The organism is Pseudomonas sp. JAI120 (assembly GCF_014207255.1).
GTDB lineage: Bacteria > Pseudomonadota > Gammaproteobacteria > Pseudomonadales > Pseudomonadaceae > Aquipseudomonas.
This window is the reverse complement of record NZ_JACHCZ010000010.1, coordinates 1-16,178: the sequence shown is the minus strand read 5'-3', so window position 1 is coordinate 16,178 and position 16,178 is coordinate 1. Positions and strand designations below refer to the sequence as shown.

Below are 16,178 nucleotides of genomic sequence, written 5' to 3'. Positions count from 1 at the left end.
GAGGGCCAGACGTGAATTTTCTTGCGAATTCCTGCGTAAAGCGGGAAATCTTTCGCACTTACTGCGAGGAAATGGCCTATTTACGCTCAGAAGTATTGCCTGGCCACAGTGGAGCTGCCACCAAGGATTAATGTGGGAGGGGGCTTGCCCCCGATAGCTGTGTGTCAGTCACTTATGTGTCCACTGACCCTCCGCCATCGGGGGCAAGCCCCCTCCCACATTGACTGCACACGGCCAGAGGAGTCGCATTCACCTGCGCTTCTGGGCATCCCGATGTCGAGTTCAGACCACTGGCGCAACGCCCAAGGCCTTAGGGTGCATCTTTCCATTCCCTGCCTCGGAGTCATCATGTCCAAGCCCATCACCGTATTGCGCGACACCCATCCCCTGCCGGTCCTGGATGCCTGCAAATGGGAAAAGCTCGAAGGCGACCCGCACACCGTCAACCTCAACGCCTACACCAGCGAAGACGGCAGCAAGATCATGGGCACCTGGATCTGCACCCCGGGCAAGTGGTACGTGGAATACGTGAAGTGGGAATACTGCCACTTCCAGGAAGGCTACTGCGTGATCACCCCTGAGGGGATGGAGCCGATCCATCTGCGCGCTGGGGATATTTTCGTGGTGGAACCGGGGATGAAGGGGACATGGGAAGTGGTTGAGACGGTGCGTAAGTATTTTGTGTTTGCTTGAGTCGCTTCCAAAGCGGGCAATTTGACGTTGTTGTGGCGAGCGGGGCCAGCCCGATCGCCACAGTAAGCCTCCATTACAAGGTTATTTGGGTTTGCGATAGCTGTTGATAATCGCCGAGAAGTCCTTGCCCCCTTCCCCACGCTGACTCATCGATTGGTATAACTGCTGGGCCACGGCACCGAGGATCACCGGTTGCTTGGCCTGGCGAGCGGCCTCGGTGGCCAGGCCCAGGTCCTTGAGCATCAAATCGGCGCCGAACCCACCGGTATAACCACGGGACGACGGCGCAGTTTCGATCACGCCCGGCCAGGGGTTGTAGGTGTCGGAACTCCAGCAGCGCCCGGTGGAGCTGTTGATAATGCCGGCCAGCACCTGGGTGTCGATGCCCAGCGCGTCCCCCAAGGCCATGGCTTCGCTGACGCCGACCATGCTGATGCCCAACAGCAGGTTGTTGCAGATCTTGGCGATTTGCCCGGTGCCCACATCGCCGCAATGCACGATGTTGCGGCCCATCTGCGCCAGCACCGGTTGCAGGGTGGCGAACAGTTCCGGGGTGGCGCCGACCATGAAGGTCAGGGTGCCCGCCTGGGCGCCGCCCGTGCCGCCGGAGACCGGTGCATCGGCCATCACCACGCCTTGCTTGGCGGCAGCAGCGGCGACATCGCGCGCGGTCTGCGGGTCGATGGTGCTGCAGTCCACTGCGGGCACGCCGTTGCCGATCCCGGCCAATACACCGTCTTCATTCAGCCAGACACTGCGCACATGGGCGGCGGCCGGCAGCATGGTAATCACCAGCTCGGCGCCTTGGGCAGCGTCACGCGGCGAGCTGCTGATGCGGCCGCCCAGCTCGGCGAGTTCCTTGAGCACCGTCTGGTTCAGGTCGAACAGGTTCAGCGCATGGCCGGCCTTGATCAGGTTGCGGGCCATGGGCGCGCCCATGTTGCCCAAGCCGATAAATGCAATCTTCATGGTCGTCTCCCGAATCAGCGCAGGTTGATGGTGGTGTTGACGCCATCGTTGACCGTGTCGTCGTCGAACCAGCGGCTGGTGACGGTTTTGGTCTGGGTGTAGAACTGCACCACTTGCTTGCCGTACGGGCCGAGGTCGCCGAGCTTGGAGCCACGGGAACCGGTGAAGCTGAAGAACGGCACCGGCACCGGGATCGGGATGTTGATGCCGACCTGGCCCACATCGATTTCGCTCTGGAATTTACGCGCCGCCGCCCCGCTCTGGGTGAACAGGCCGGTGCCGTTGCCGAAGGGGTTGGCGTTGACCAGCGCAATGGCCTGGTCGAGGGTGTCGACTTCCAGCACCACCAGCACCGGGCCGAAGATTTCCTGGGTGTAGATCTGCATATCGGTTGTCACACCCGAGAACAGGGTCGGGCCGACGAAGTTGCCTTGCTCGAAGCCCGGCACCTGGATGTCGCGGCCATCCAGCTCAAGCTTGGCGCCTTCTTTCACGCCGCTTTCGATCAGCTCCAGGATGCGGGCCTTGGCGCGCTTGGAGATCACCGGGCCGACATCCGTGCCCGCTTCGCTGCCGGCGTTGACCTTGAGCTTTTGCGCCAGCGCTTTCAGATCCGGCAGCCATTGCTTGGCTGCGCCCACCAGCACCACCACCGAGGTGGCCATGCAACGCTGGCCCGCCGCGCCGAAACCGGCACCGACCAGGGCATTGAGGGTGTGTTCGCGGTTCGCATCCGGCAGCACCACGGCGTGGTTCTTGGCGCCCATCATCGACTGCACGCGCTTGCCGTGCTTGCCCGCCAAGTCGTAGACGTGAGTACCGACAGCGGTCGAGCCGACGAAGGACACGGCCTTGATGTCTTTATGGGTGCACAGCGCATCCACCACATCCTTGCCGCCGTGCACCACGTTGAGCACACCCGCCGGTACGCCCGCTTCCAGCGCCAGCTCCACCAGCAGCAGGGTCGACAGCGGGTCTTGTTCGGACGGCTTGAGGACGAAGGTGTTACCGCAGGCGATGGCCATCGGGAACATCCACAGCGGAATCATCGCCGGGAAGTTGAACGGGGTAATGCCGGCACACACGCCGATGGGTTGGCGCAGGGTGTAGGTATCAACACCACCGGCGACGTTCTCGGCGAACTCGCCCATTTGCAGGGTGCCGATGGAACAGGCGTGCTCCACCACTTCCAGGCCACGGAAAATATCGCCCTCGGCATCGGCAATGGTCTTGCCCTGCTCGGCGCTGAGGACCACGGCGATGCGCTTGGAGTGCTCACGGATCAAGGCTTGCAGCTTGAGCATGATGCGCATGCGCGCGCCGATGGGCGTCAGCTTCCAGGTCTGGAAGGCTTGATGGGCGGCGTCGATGGCAGCATTGACTTCATCGGCCGTGGCGAACGGGACTTTGGCCAGCACTTGCTGGGTGGCCGGGTTGACGATGTCTTGCCAATGGGTGGTCTTGGACTCGACCCACTCACCATTGATCAGCAACTTGACCTGTTGCACGGAAATATCGGCAGATGCGTTCATGTGGTCTCCAACTCTTATATTTATGCAGAGACAAGGCGCGTAAACCGCCTTGAGAAATGAGGCGTTCGGACTGTTTTTGGAGTATAGATGTGCAAATCTCTAATAAGAACGCACATAAAAGCCGGTCCAATATGCAAAAAAACATCACATCGCTGGGTTCCCTGAACTGGGATGACCTGAAGTTTTTCCTGGAAGTGGCCCGCACCCGCAAGGCCAGCGTCGCGGCCAAGCGCCTGGCGGTGGACTACACCACCGTGTCGCGGCGCATCAGCTCATTGGAAGTGTCGCTCGGTACCCTGCTGTTCGAAAAGTCCCGGACCAACGGCTTCGTCCTCACCCCCGAAGGCCAGCGTTTGCTGGGGTATGCCGAGTCCATTGAAAGCACCCTGCACATGGCCTGCGAGCAGGTGTCCGGCTCCGGCGTGGCGCTGTCCGGCCATGTGCGCATGGGCTGCACCGAAGGCTTCGGCAGCTTCTTCGTCACCCCGCAGTTGAGCCACTTCGTCGACACCTACCCGGCCATCTCGGTCGACATCCTGCCGCTGCCCCACTTCATCAGCCTGTCCAAGCGCGAAGCCGACATCGTCATCGCCCTGGAACGCCCGGAACACGGGCCCTACGTGTGCTGCAAACTGTGCGACTACAAACTGCAGCTGTACGCGACCCAGGAATACCTCGACCAACACCCGCCCATCCAGCGCCCGGCCGATTTGGCCGAGCATCCGTTTATCAGCTATGTGGATGATTTGGCCTTCAGTTCGGAGCTGCTGTACCTGGCCAACGTCGTGCCCGGCGCCAGCGCCAGCCTGCGCAGTACCAGCGTGATTGCGCAATACGTGGCGGCGCAGCAAGGGCGGTCGATGGCGATCTTGCCGTGCTTTCTGGCGGCGCAGGATCCACGGTTGCTGCCGGTGCTGGGGGAGCAGATTTCAATCACTCGTCAGTTTTGGATGTATTGCCGTGAGGATCTGAGGAAGTTGAAGCGGATTACGTTGCTGTGGGATTACATCCGCGAGGTGACGGAGCAGAACCAGGGGTTGTTGATGGGGGAGACAAGGGAGATTCGGTTTGCGGATTAAAGGGCTGGGCTGCGCGGTGTCTCTGAGAGATGGGCAAGGCCGTGGTGGGTGACTTGACGCAGGCGATGACGCCGGGCAGTTAAGCGAACATCGTTCAAATGTGGGAGGGGGCAAGCCCCCTCCCACATTTTGATTGGATTTCAGATTGAAATCGGACTGCCGGCTCAGTCCGCAATCACCACAATCGCCACCCGTCGATTCTCGGTACGCCCTTCCGCTGTGTCGTTGGTGGCCACGGGTTTACTGCTGCCCAGCCCACGCAGCTGGATGTTGTCTTCTTTCATGCCCACGCCTTGCAGCACCGTCGCCACGCTTTGGGCGCGGCGCAGGGACAGTTGCTGGTTGTAGGTCTCTGTGCCCGAGGCGTCGGTGTGGCCGTCGATGCGTACACGCTCGATGCCTACGTCCAGCAGGGCCTTGCCGATGCGTTGGACGATGTCGGTGCTGGGTTGGTTAAGGGTTTCGACGTCACTGCCAAACAGCACTTTACCGGACAGGCCGAACGCCCAGCCGTCATCGGTAAGCTCGAAGCCCTGTTGCTTGAGGACGGCGACTTGCGCCGGGGTCAGGCCTTTGGAGGGTACCGTCTGGCAGCCGCCAAGGGCGAGCAACGCCACCAGCAGGGTGATAAAGATAAAACGCGCGGTAGAGAACAAGGGATCAGCTCCTGTGTTGAACGTTGACGACGGGGCTCTCCGACTCCGCCGTTTGCTGGCCGCCCGACGACAAACGTTTGGCCTGGTACATCGCCGCATCGGCGGCATTGAGCAAGGTGCCAGGTGTGACGCCATGCTCGGGGTAGAGGGCGATACCAATACTGAGGGAGGTCAACACCTGGGTGTCGCCAGGCACCGCAATCGGCATGTCCATGCTGGCGATGATTTTGTCGGCGATGCGCTGGGCGTCTTCCACCTTGTGCAGCGGCGCCAGCAGGATGGCGAACTCGTCACCGCCCAGGCGCGCCACCAGGTCATCTTCACGCAATTGCGCACGCACGCGCTCGGCGACGGCCACCAGCACGGCATCACCTGCGGCATGACCGAAGCTGTCATTGATCTCTTTGAAACGGTCGCTGTCGAGGTACAGCACGGCCACCTGTTCCTTGGCTTTGGCGGCGCTGCGCAGCGCGCGAATCAGGCGGCCTTCGAAGTATGCGCGGTTGGGCAGACCGGTAAGGCTGTCGTGGTTGGCCTTGTGGGCGAGGGTTTCGTTTTCGCTTTGCAGGTGGTTTTGCCAGGCTTGCATCTCGCCGAGCAAGGCATTGAAGTCGCTGCCCAGGCTGTCGAGTTCGGCGATGCGGGCCGGCGGCACGCGGCGGTCAAAGTCGCGCTCGCTGCGGGCGGCGTGGGCCACGGCGGCGAGGCTTTGCAGCGGCTCCGTAATGCCGCGCAACAGACGCCGCGCCAAGTGCAGGGCAACCCAGGCGCTGAGGGCGGTGCAGATCAGGATCCCCGCCAGGCCGCTGAGCAGGAAGCGCAACAGGCTGCCGCCGTGGCCGGTCAGGTGAATGCTGCCGATGGTGCGCCCCTGATGGAGGATCGGCTGGATGATGGGCTGTTCGAGCAAGGCGTGCGCCAGTTCCAGTTCTACCCGCGACAGCATCCCGGTTTCCGGGCGCGTCCAATACGACAACAGCTTGCCACTGGCATCGAATACTTCGGCCTCGGCGACTTCCTCGGTTGAAGCGATAAGGCTGAGAGCTTCGGTGGCTGCGGCGCTGTCATTGAACACCACCGCCGCCTCCACGGTGTAGTTGATGGAGCGGGCGATCAGGTGCAGGTTATGTTCGGCATAGACCCGTAGCGCCAATACGCCGAGCAGGGTCAGGGACACACTGGCCAGGGTCACCGCCATCAGCGCGAGGATCAGGTGCCCTCGGCCGATGACGGAACGCAGGGTAGGTCGTACGTTCACCGCTTTCATGAGGCGGGCGCCCGGCGCCGGGACAGTTGCAACACGCTGGGATGAATGCGCACGCCGCTGCGCGCCACCGAGTCGAGGTTGACCTCAAACGACACTTGCTCATCCCCCACCTGCAGGCAGAACAGGCTGCCCACGGTGCACTGGTCGCCGCCTTCGCTGATGCTGAGCACCGGGTGGCCGATCAATGAGGCAAACAGGCGGCTGCGTTCGTCATTGCTGAGTTTGCCGATGTACACGGCGTCGCAGGCGTTGACGATATCGGGATGGTCGGCCAGCAGGCGCCGCACCACGACCGGACGGCCGGTGGCCTGGATGGTGCCTTTGATCAGGTCGTCGGTGTATTGGGTCGGGCCGACGATGCACAGGCGCAGTTGCTCAGGCTCTACTGGCCAGCGGGCATAGCTGAGGATACCGAGTACCACCTGGGTGACCGCCTGGGCGCGCTGGTCAGCCGGGCCTGGGGCCTCGGCAAATACGCGGGGCGCCAGCAGGCATAGAACCGCCACCAGCAGCAGGCGTCTCCAGCTCAAACTACGCCCTGTGGGCGAGACGGCCACGTTCATGCAGCGATTCTCTCAGGTGTTTTCGGGGTGATGCCGCAACGATAGCACAGCATCAGATAGTTCTGACTCCTGACCCAACTCCAGCATCAACCCACTCAAGCGTTTGACCTTGCGTCGCACGGCCTCTTCAAACACGCCGCCACGGGGTTCGATCAGGCTGAACCAGCGCTTGGCGCGAGTGATGCCGGTGTAGATCAACTCTTTGGTGAGCACCGGGTTCAGCGCGTCCGGCAGGATCAGTGCAGTGTGGGTGAACTCCGAACCCTGGGATTTGTGCACGGTCATGGCGTACACGGTTTCCAAATCATTGAGACGGCTGGGCAGTACAAATCGCACGCCACCCTGGCCATCGTTACGTGGGAAAGCAACGCGCAACACCTGGGGCCCGCCATCACTTTCAGGCAGTTTGAGGGCAATGCCGATGTCGCCGTTCATCAAGCCCAGGCCGTAATCGTTGCGGGTCATCAACACCGGGCGGCCTTCGTACCATTGCTCGTCCCCCTCGATCAGCCGCACTTTGCGCAAGGCGGCCGTGATGCGCAGGTTCAGCCCTTCCACACCCCAAGGGCCCTTGCGCACGGCGCAGAGCAGTTGGAACGCATCAAAGGCTTGCAGCAGTTGTTGGGCCCAGTGGGTCCAGGCGGGGTCGTCACGCGGGGTGTCGACGGCGGGCCGCGCGCTGTGCAGCAGGTTGAGGTAATAGCGATAACCCTGGGCGCCGTCGCCCTGCCCGTCCAGCACCAGGCGCTCCAGGGCGTGGTCGTGCTCGCCTTTGAGGCTAAGGCAGAACAGGTCACTGTGGCTGCGCGCGGCCAGCAGCTTGCGCGCCTCGTCGGCGTTTTGCTGGTTGACCCAGCGCGCCAGTTGGCCGATGCCGCTGCCTTCGCCGAACCGGCGCGAATAGCGCAGCATCACCACTTGCTGCGCCAGGGGATGGCTGCCCTCGAGGTCTTCGTGCAGGCCACTGGCGCTGAGGTCTTCGCCGCTGACGGTTTGCAGCCATTGGCGGGTGTGGGGGCTGTACCAGCCGGCTTCGGCGTCGCGGCACAAATCACCGAGTACGGCGCCGGCCTCTACCGAGGCGAGTTGGTCCTTGTCGCCCAGCAACACCAAGCGGGCATGGGGCGGTAATGCGTCCAGCAGGTTAGCCATCATTTCCAGATCGATCATCGAGGCTTCGTCCACCACCAGCACATCCAGGGGCAACGGATTGCCAAGGTGATGGCGGAAGTGCCGAGTGCCCGGACGGCTGCCCAGCAGGCGGTGAACCGTGGTGACCTGGGTCGGGATCTTTTCCTTCACACTTTGCGGCACTGTCAGCGACAGTACTTGCTGACTGATGGATTCGGTCAAACGCGCGGCGGCTTTACCGGTCGGCGCGGCCAAGCGGATGCGCAACGGGCTGCCGGACTCTACGGCCGGCGCCTGCAACAGCGCGAGCAGGCGCACCACAGTGGTGGTCTTGCCGGTGCCGGGGCCGCCGGTGACGATGCTGAATGCACCGCGGGTGGCCAGGGCGCAGGCGAGTTTCTGCCAGTCGATCACGCCATCGGGCGCCGGCTGGTCAAACAAGCTATTCAAGCGCTGGGGTAAATCGGCGGCGACGCTTTCCTGGGTGGCGAGACGCAGGCGCAGGGCAGTGTCGATGCGCCGTTCGTAGGTCCAGTAGCGGCGCAGGTACAGGCGTTTGCCCGACAGTACCAAGGGACGACTGTGTGCCGATTCGCTGCCGTCCACCGCCAGGGCGACCAACGGGCTGGCGGCCAGTACATGACACCAATGGGCACCGTCGAGGCCGTCGAGCAATTGCGACGGCAGCAGCATGGCGCCGGTTTGCAGGTCGCCTTCGGGCGGCAAGGACAGGGCAAAATCCGGCGCTTTGAGGGTTTCGAACAGGTCCAGGCACACATGGCCGTGGCCCAGTTGATGGCTGGTCAGCGCCGCCGCCAGTAACACCAAAGGGTCGGCCTGCGGATCGAGTTCGTGCAGGAAGCCCACGAAGGCCTTGTCCAACGCCCGTAGCCAACCACGCTCAACCCAACGCTCCAGCAGGTGCACCAGGTCGGCGGCGCGGCTCAAAGGCGCTAACGCCTCAAGCGGTAACGGCGACAGGCTCATAACAACACTCCTTGTTCCCAGGCGGGCTCAGCCTTGGGCGGGATGGGCTTGCCCTGGAACAGCAGGTCCAGGCTTTCGATCAGCTCCCGTGGCGGCCGGGTGAAAAACGCCCCTCGGCTGACAGCCTGGGTGCCGCGCAGGAACAGGTACAGCGCGCCGCCGACATGACGGTCGTAGTCGTAGTCCGGCAGGCGTGCCTTGAGTTGACGATGCAGCGCGAGCAGGTAAAGCACGTATTGCAGGTCGTACCGATGCTCGATGATCGACTGTTCCATGGCGTCTTGGGTGTAGGCCGAATCGTCAGGGCCGAGCCAGTTGGATTTGTAGTCAGCCACGTAGTAGCGGCCATCGTGTTCGAAGGTCAGGTCGATAAAACCCTTGAACATGCCGTTGAGCAGCACCGGTTCGGCAGAGACACGGGACACACCGTTGTGGGTGTACTGGCACACCAGCTTGTCGAGGGCGAGCACGTCGACTTTATGACTGGCGAACCAGAACTCCATTTCGATCTGGTAGTGCTGCAAGCTGCTCAGGGCGATCTGGTCGTTATCCACCGACAGCGGCGTGTGCAGCAGATGGCCCAGCCACTCGCTGAGGGTGACGATCCAGCCTTCCCAGTTACGGCGATTGCAGCGCGCGCCTACGGCTTGTTCGATCGCTTGCGAGGTCACGTTGAAGCCTTCTTCCCCGGCCCACTCCAGTAGACCGTGAAGGAAGGTGCCGGGGTTCGGACCACGTGGGAAACGGTGAATGTCTGCGCCGGACGCTGCCACTTCACGCGGTGCGTCGGGATCGAGGCGTTCGTCATCGAACAGCTTTTGCGCCTGTGGGCTTTCGGGCGCTTCGAGGTGGGCGACGCTCATGCTGTCGCCAATGCGCAAGGCACTGTAGGACGCGATCCACCAGTTCTCGGCGGCCTTGCGTTTAGGTAACAAGGGCGCGAGCAAGTTGGCGGTGTTGCGCGGCGGGTGGAACAGGGTGTCTTGGGCGTCGGGCACAGGGACGTAGTGGATGGCCGGACAGCCGTCCTGCAGATCCAGCAGCCAACGCGCGAGGCCGGCGGATTCGCTCAACGAAGCACCCGCGCCGAGCAAGTAACCCAGCGCCGACAGGTGCAATACCGAGCTGTTGCTGTTGCCGCGCTTGAGGTCGGCAACGCCGAGCCAGCAGGCGTGTTTGGCGCGGGTCAGGGCCACGTAGAACAAACGCAGGTCTTCGGCCAGGCGCTCATCGTCGGCCTGGGCGATCAACTCGGCGGTCGGGCGCAGGCTGACGTGGGATTTGCCGTGTTCATCGTGGTAATGCAGCGGCAGGCGACTGCCGTCGACCGGCTTGGCCGAGCAGATGAAAGGCAGAAAGACCAGGTCGTATTCCAGGCCCTTGGATTTGTGAATGGTCACGACCTTGACCAGTTGCTCATCACTTTCCAGGCGCAGGATTTGCTCTTCACCGGCTTGACCGGACAACGCGAGGTGTTCGGCCAGGTGGCGGATCAACGCCTGTTCACCGTCCAGTTCCGACGCGGCTTGTTGCAACAACTCGCTGAGGTGCAACAGGTTGGTCAGCACACGTTCGCCGTCGCTGCGGGCAATCAGGGTTTGCGGCAGTTTGAAGTCGTGCAGCAGGCGACGCAGCATCGGCAGCACGCCTTGGGTGCGCCAGATCGCGCGGTAGCCACGGAACTGCATCACGCGGCTTTCCCACGCCAGTTCGTCCTGGTTCAGACGCTCCAGTTCCGGCAGTGACAGGTTCAAGGTGACGCAAGCCAGGGCAGCCCGTAGCGGCCGCTCGACATCCGGCTCGGCACAGGCCTTGAGCCAGGCGAGCAGATCGTGGGCTTCCTGGGCGGCGAAGACAGAGTCCTTGTCCGACAGGTACACGCTACGCACGCCACGGGCGGCCAACTCGGCGCGCACGGCTTGGGCTTCCTTGCCGTCGCGCACGAGGATGGCGATGTCCGACGGCAGTACGCCTTTGAAGCTGTCGTCCGGTTGCAGGAAACCAGCCGTACCTTGCTGCCCGCCGTTGAGCAACTCGACAATCTGCGAGGCACAGGCGCCAGCCAGTTGCTGACGGTACACCGCGTTGGAAACCGGCTGGTCGGTGGCCAGGTGCCAAAGGTTCATCGCCGGCAACGTTTGGCCGTCGACCTGCAGTCTTTCCTTGCGGCCTTGTGACAGCACCGGGTGGAACGGCACCGGGTTGTCGCCATTCGACTCCCGGAACAGGAACGCGCCCCGACCCGTTTCCGCCCGCTGGAACACATGGTTCACTGCCTCGACCATCGCATGGCTGGAACGGAAGTTGGTGCCCAGGGTGTGGTGACGGCCGATCGTGGATTTACGCGCGCGCAAGTAGGTGTAGATATCGGCGCCACGGAAGGCGTAGATCGCTTGCTTGGGGTCACCGATCAGGAACAGGCCGCTGTCGAGGTGGTTCTCTTCAATGCGGTAGATGCTGTCGAAGATGCTGTATTGCACCGGGTCGGTGTCCTGGAACTCGTCGATCAGGGCCACCGGGAACTGCTCGCGGATCACACTGGCCAGGCGCTCGCCGCCATCGGCTTGCAGGGCAGCGTTGAGGCGAATCAGCATGTCGTCAAAGCCCATTTCGGCACGACGGCGTTTTTCTTCTTCGAAGCGCTTACCCACCCAACCGGCAGCGTGTTGCAACACGGCAGCGTCGGGGGTTGGCAGCGCGTCGAGGGCGGCTTTAAGGCCGGCCATGGCGTCGATGCCGGGGTGTTGCGGCGGGTCGCCCTTCCAGGCTTCGGCCATGCCGTCGGGAGTGAGGCGGGTGAAGCCGGTGCCGATGTCCAACTGTTCCAGGGTTTCGTCAACGGCCCAAGCGCTGATCTTTTCGAACCAGGGCTCGAAGTAACGCGCTTGCATCTTGCGGCCGTCGACGGCTTTGGCGGCCACCGCTTGCAGGCAGATTTCGCGCAACTCGGCGGCCCATTGTTGCCAGGGAGCCTTGATGTTTATCAATGCTTCGCGGCGTTCTTGCAGGCAAGCGTTGATCAACTCGGCGGGTTCGCGGGTTTCATCCGGCGACCGTTCGCTGCCGAACAGTGCGCGCACGCGTGGCATCAACGCCGCGGGGCCACCCCAGTTGCTACGCACCCAGTTGAGTGCATCGTCATGCATGGGGTAGCAGAACAACCGCCAGTAATCGCGCAACACTTCGCCCAGCAGGTCGCTGTGGTCGGTTTCCAGGGTCTGGGTGAACAGGCTGCCGCTGTCGAACGCGTGTTCGCGCAGCATGCGCTGGCACCAACTGTGAATTGTGGAAACCGCCGCTTCATCCATCCACTGGGCAGCGATGTCCAGGCGGTTGGCGCAGGCGGGCCATTGCTCGGGGAGGTATTGCGCACGCAGGTCGGCGATCAGCGCGTCGGGCTGTTCAATCTCCTCGCGGAAGAAACGCGCGGCTTCGGCCAGGCGAATGCGGATGCGCTCACGCAGCTCTTTGGTAGCGGCATCGGTAAAGGTGACCACGAGGATTTGCGGCGGCAGCAGTTCACGCCCGAAACCGGACTCATCGCCACCGTGGCCCAGTACCAGACGCAGGTACAAGGCGGAGATGGTGAAGGTTTTGCCAGTGCCGGCGCTGGCTTCAATCAGCTGGCTGCCATGCAACGGGAAGGCCAGGGCCAAGGGTTTGCTGCTCATGCGCCGGCCTCCTCGCCTGTGAGTGATCGCCATGGGGCGTTGATGAGCGGTCGATACAAGGTTTCGCACCAGCCTTCGAACTCTTCGCTGGCGACCAGGGCGGCGTAATCGGGGAACTGTCGGGTGAGCGCCGGGGTTTCGCGGCGCTCGCCATCGGTGGTCAGGCCGTCGCCTTCATAGGCTTTGCTCGCGGCTGCGTGGGCTTTGACCGGATCGGTTTGGCTGAGCCAGGCGAAAGCGGTCTTGACGGCTACCGGGAGCGGTTCTCTCATGCCGCTGTGCCAGGCCAGCAGCAGGTTGCCGAGGATTTCCCGGGCGATGGGCTTATCCAGCGGGGCCAGTAGCAACGTATCGTCGCTGGCCACCAGCCCTGTGCTCAACGACAGGCCGCAGGCGCAGGCCACCACATGATTGACCCAAGGACGTATCAGGCGATGCCATTTGCGTGTTTTGATCGATCCGATGCTATTGGGGATGGTGGTGACACTTAGCAATCCACCGTCACTGCGGCGATGCAGGCCGCTGATCCAGCCTTCCAGCGCTATACCTTGATGCTCGAAACTGATCGGTTCTGCAGCGGTGTGTGGCGTTGGCCAGAGAGCCAGCAAGTGCTGGTAGCGTTGCAACAAATCAGGCAGGGGCTCAATGAGTTCGTTGCGCAGGCACTCGCCGAAACCGACCATCGGCAACAGGCCACTGCCTTGCAACCGCAGGGCCTGGGCGTTAAGGGCCTGGTCGAGGTGCTCGGGTTGGGACAGCGCAGCGTTCAACAGGCTATCGCTCAGGCTGTAGCGTTGCAGCGCGTCAAGCACGAAGGGTTCTTCATCGGCCAAGGGCACTTCGGCGGCTTCGAAGAACACTTTCAGACGCTGGCTGAAGAAGTGTTTGACCGGGTTGCGCAGGAAATCCTGTAACTGGCCGAGGCTCAGGGGCTCCTCCTGTTGGTGCTGCGCCAGTTGGTCTTCCTGTGTAACGGCATCCGGGGCGGCGTGGAGTAACTGCCATTCGCGGGCGTAGCTGAACAGCGGATCACCTTCGTGGAAGTAGCGGGCGCTGAAGGGTTGGAGCGGGTGTTCCTGGGTCATCGCGTCCAGCAGCGGTGTTTCCTGTGCGTTGTGCCAGCCGCTGGCGATATGGTCCCGCAGTTGGCCGATGAGTACAGAGGCCGGGCGCTCGCTGTTATCGCGGATGCTACGGCCGACCCAGCTTATATAGAGCTGGTCGCGGGCGGACAGCAGGGCTTCGAGCAGCAGGTAACGGTCGTCTTCGCGGCGCGAACGGTCGCCGGGACGGTAGTCGCTGCCCATCAGGTCGAAATCCAGCGGTGGTTGGGCGCGTGGGTAGTCGCCGTCGTTCATGCCGAGCAGGCAGACGAGTTTGAAGGGGATGGCGCGCATGGGCATCAGGGTGCAGAAATTGACAGCTCCGGCGAGAAAGCGCTGGGACAGACGGCCTTGGTCCAGGCCGGCCAGCCAGGCTTCGCGGACTACAGTAAGCGGTAACTCATCCTGCAGGCCGACGGACTCGCAGGTTTCCAACCAGGTTTCCCTGAGTTGCTCGAGCTGACCCAAGAGGTAGTCGTCGTGCTCGCTGCTGGGTAGGAAGAAGAGTTGCATCAGGCGTTGCAGACGTTCGCCCCATTCGTGGGGCGCTGCGGGTTGTGACAGTGCTTGATGGGCATCGCTGAGCGCATCGAGTAGAGCGACCAGCGGGCCGATCAAGGCCGCATCAAGTCCGCCGATTTCGTCGTAAGGCTCAATGCCTTCGCAGGCCGCACCGGTGCCGACGGCATAGCCTAGAAGCATACGGCGAAGGCCAAATCGCCAGCTGTTTTGTTCCAGCTTACTCGGCAAGCCGAGTCCCGCACGTTGCTCGGCGTTGAGCCCCCAACGGATACCGGCGCCTTCGATCCAGCGGTGCAGCGTAGGCAGATCGCGCTCCTTGATGGCGAAGCGTTCGCGCAAGGCCGGGACGTCCAGCAGGTCGAGAATCTCGCTGACGGGAAAGCGGCTATCGGGGAGTTTGAGCAGGTGTTCGACGGCGATCAGCAGGGGATCTCGGCCGCGCTGGCCTTGATCGGTCAGGGTGAAGGGGATGAAGCGGGGGTCGATTCTGTCCAGTTGACCGAATACCGCGCGAATATGCGGCGCATAGCTGTCGACGTCGGGGACCATGACGATGATGTCCCTTGGGCGAAGCGTGGGGTCGGCGCTGAAGCGTTGGAGCAGTTGGTCGTGGAGAATCTCGACTTCGCGTTGGGCGCTGTGGGCAATGTGGAAGCGGATGGATGTATCACGCTCTAGATCGACAGCGGGCCATAGTTCGCGAGTCTCGTTGAGTGGGCGCAGTTCGAGGATATCGTCCTGAAGCTGGTTGAGCAGTGTGGTGGGTTCGCTGTCGCTGAACAGGTCGATTCGACCATCGCGGAAAGCGGCGCGGTAGCTGTTGGGATCGTCGTAACTGTCCAGCAGGCTGATGTAGTCGCGACCTTGTTTGCCCCAGGCGGCCAGCAGCGGATGGGCGTGCTGGTGCAGGGTTTGTGGATCGATGGTAACGGGCATGCCGGCTTTGCGCGCCTGGCGTTTGTATTCGTTACGCAGCAGGTCTTTGTCGGCCACGATGTCGGACCAATGGTGGCGACACGGGTTGTGCACACACAGCAGGACTTGACTGAAACGGGACAGACCGGCCAGCGCTTCGAGCGCTTGGGCGGGCAAGGAAGAAATGCCGAAGACAATCACCCGAGAAGGTAGCCCCTTTGGTGCTTGCTCAAGGGCATTGATACGTTCGATGAAACGCTGGTGCACGCCGGCGCGGCTTTCGGCCATGCCTTCTTCACCTACGTCCAACAACAGCGCACGCCATAACTCGGCTTGCCAGCAGTTGGCAGGGTTGAGGGGCTTGGGCTCGCCTCGGCCGTTGCGCAATTGGTGGCGACCGGCAGCCCAGTCTTCCAGCCAGTCAGCGCGGTAAACCTGGTATTGGTCGAACAGGTCTGCCAGGCGTTCCGCCAGTTGGTAGCGTTTGCGCAGGTCAGAGTCGTGGGTCAAGAAGCGCTGCAACGGCTCGAAGTGCTGTTGATCGATGAGTTCCGGGAGCAGGCGCATCAGACGCCAAGTGAGCGGGGCTTTATCGAGCAGGGATTTTGGAGGGATTTCGTCACGTCCCAGGACCATGCGATAGAGCTGCCACATGAAGCTGCCGGGGAGCTGTACATCAATGGCTGCGGCGATTCCGCAGCCACCCATATCGTCGTCTTCCGGGTCTTCAGCCAAGGCCAGTTTGAGCCACTGAGCAATGCCGTTGCTTTGTACCAGGGCGATTTCGTTTTCCAGGGGCGCCAGGGGATAACGGCGCATCCAACTCACCACCAGGCTGCGCAGTTCGTCCAAGCGGTTGCCGTGAACCACCATGAATCCAGCGCTGAGGGACGTCGCATCCGGCATAACGGCTTCCTTGGGAAAAGCAAAATCGAGGGCATGGACTTTAGCACTGAAGGCCACCCCGAGGCGCCTCTTCGCACTTTTCGACCGCCCAAAACAAAACCCCATCTGCTTTCGCAAATGGGGTTTCGGAATTTAATCTTGACGATGACCTACTCTCACATGGGGAAACCCCACACTACCATCG

10 protein-coding genes are annotated in these 16,178 nt (G+C 62.4%); 2 read left to right on the top strand and 8 right to left on the bottom strand.

All coding sequences use genetic code 11. From position 1 onward, the window contains the following. Positions 1-348 precede the first annotated feature (348 nt). Positions 349-693: a cupin domain-containing protein gene (locus HDC32_RS30900; RefSeq protein WP_003230905.1), complete on the top strand. Its 345-nt coding sequence runs from the start codon at positions 349-351 to the stop codon at positions 691-693. Positions 694-774: 81 nt separating this feature from the next. Here the strand turns inward: HDC32_RS30900 and mmsB are convergent, their stop codons facing one another. Both mmsB and HDC32_RS30890 read right to left on the bottom strand, forming a co-directional pair. Beyond that, positions 775-1,662 (bottom strand): 3-hydroxyisobutyrate dehydrogenase, encoded by an 888-nt coding sequence (mmsB, locus tag HDC32_RS30895; RefSeq protein WP_184746610.1) that lies wholly within the window; start codon positions 1,660-1,662, stop codon positions 775-777. A gap of 14 nt (positions 1,663-1,676) precedes the next feature. After that, positions 1,677-3,194 carry a CoA-acylating methylmalonate-semialdehyde dehydrogenase gene (locus tag HDC32_RS30890; RefSeq protein WP_131700223.1) on the bottom strand — a complete coding sequence of 506 codons (1,518 nt, stop codon included), beginning with the start codon at positions 3,192-3,194 and terminating at the stop codon, positions 1,677-1,679. A gap of 131 nt (positions 3,195-3,325) precedes the next feature. Between HDC32_RS30890 and HDC32_RS30885 the strand changes: the two genes are divergently transcribed. Continuing rightward, on the top strand, positions 3,326-4,273 hold the full coding sequence (locus HDC32_RS30885; protein WP_053134031.1) for a LysR family transcriptional regulator: 948 nt from the start codon (positions 3,326-3,328) through the stop codon (positions 4,271-4,273). A gap of 164 nt (positions 4,274-4,437) precedes the next feature. On the opposite strand, the gene HDC32_RS30880 is transcribed toward HDC32_RS30885, so the two are convergent. The 6 genes from HDC32_RS30880 to recC are packed head-to-tail and all read right to left on the bottom strand — an operon-like array spanning position 4,438 to position 15,994. Further along, positions 4,438-4,929 (bottom strand): OmpA family protein, encoded by a 492-nt coding sequence (locus HDC32_RS30880; RefSeq protein WP_145338526.1) that lies wholly within the window; start codon positions 4,927-4,929, stop codon positions 4,438-4,440. 4 nt (positions 4,930-4,933) lie between these two features. Continuing rightward, complete coding sequence (locus HDC32_RS30875; RefSeq protein ID WP_184746607.1) at positions 4,934-6,196, bottom strand: diguanylate cyclase domain-containing protein; 1,263 nt, start codon at positions 6,194-6,196, stop codon at positions 4,934-4,936. Beyond that, positions 6,193-6,759: a YfiR family protein gene (locus HDC32_RS30870; RefSeq protein WP_184746598.1), complete on the bottom strand. Its 567-nt coding sequence runs from the start codon at positions 6,757-6,759 to the stop codon at positions 6,193-6,195. Before HDC32_RS30870 ends, HDC32_RS30875 begins: the two co-directional genes overlap by 4 nt. Positions 6,760-6,771: 12 nt before the next feature. Then, positions 6,772-8,877, bottom strand: coding sequence for an exodeoxyribonuclease V subunit alpha (gene recD / locus HDC32_RS30865; RefSeq protein ID WP_184746596.1), 2,106 nt, complete (start codon positions 8,875-8,877; stop codon positions 6,772-6,774). Further along, complete coding sequence (gene recB / locus HDC32_RS30860) at positions 8,874-12,548, bottom strand: exodeoxyribonuclease V subunit beta (RefSeq protein WP_184746594.1); 3,675 nt, start codon at positions 12,546-12,548, stop codon at positions 8,874-8,876. The genes recD and recB overlap by 4 nt, the downstream gene beginning before the upstream one ends. Further along, positions 12,545-15,994, bottom strand: coding sequence for an exodeoxyribonuclease V subunit gamma (recC, locus tag HDC32_RS30855; protein WP_184746592.1), 3,450 nt, complete (start codon positions 15,992-15,994; stop codon positions 12,545-12,547). Before recC ends, recB begins: the two co-directional genes overlap by 4 nt. Positions 15,995-16,178: the final 184 nt, after the last annotated feature.

Excerpts from the sequence above, each read along its gene's own strand:
- HDC32_RS30875 (WP_184746607.1), bottom strand. The coding sequence starts at position 6,196 with ATGAAAGCGGTGAACGTACGACCTACCCTGCGTTCCGTCATCGGCCGA.
- HDC32_RS30890 (WP_131700223.1), bottom strand. The coding sequence starts at position 3,194 with ATGAACGCATCTGCCGATATTTCCGTGCAACAGGTCAAGTTGCTGATC.
- HDC32_RS30900 (WP_003230905.1), top strand. The coding sequence starts at position 349 with ATGTCCAAGCCCATCACCGTATTGCGCGACACCCATCCCCTGCCGGTC.
- mmsB (WP_184746610.1), bottom strand. The coding sequence starts at position 1,662 with ATGAAGATTGCATTTATCGGCTTGGGCAACATGGGCGCGCCCATGGCC.
- recB (WP_184746594.1), bottom strand. The coding sequence starts at position 12,548 with ATGAGCAGCAAACCCTTGGCCCTGGCCTTCCCGTTGCATGGCAGCCAG.
- HDC32_RS30885 (WP_053134031.1), top strand. The coding sequence starts at position 3,326 with ATGCAAAAAAACATCACATCGCTGGGTTCCCTGAACTGGGATGACCTG.
- recC (WP_184746592.1), bottom strand. The coding sequence starts at position 15,994 with ATGCCGGATGCGACGTCCCTCAGCGCTGGATTCATGGTGGTTCACGGC.
- recD (WP_184746596.1), bottom strand. The coding sequence starts at position 8,877 with ATGAGCCTGTCGCCGTTACCGCTTGAGGCGTTAGCGCCTTTGAGCCGC.
- HDC32_RS30870 (WP_184746598.1), bottom strand. The coding sequence starts at position 6,759 with ATGAACGTGGCCGTCTCGCCCACAGGGCGTAGTTTGAGCTGGAGACGC.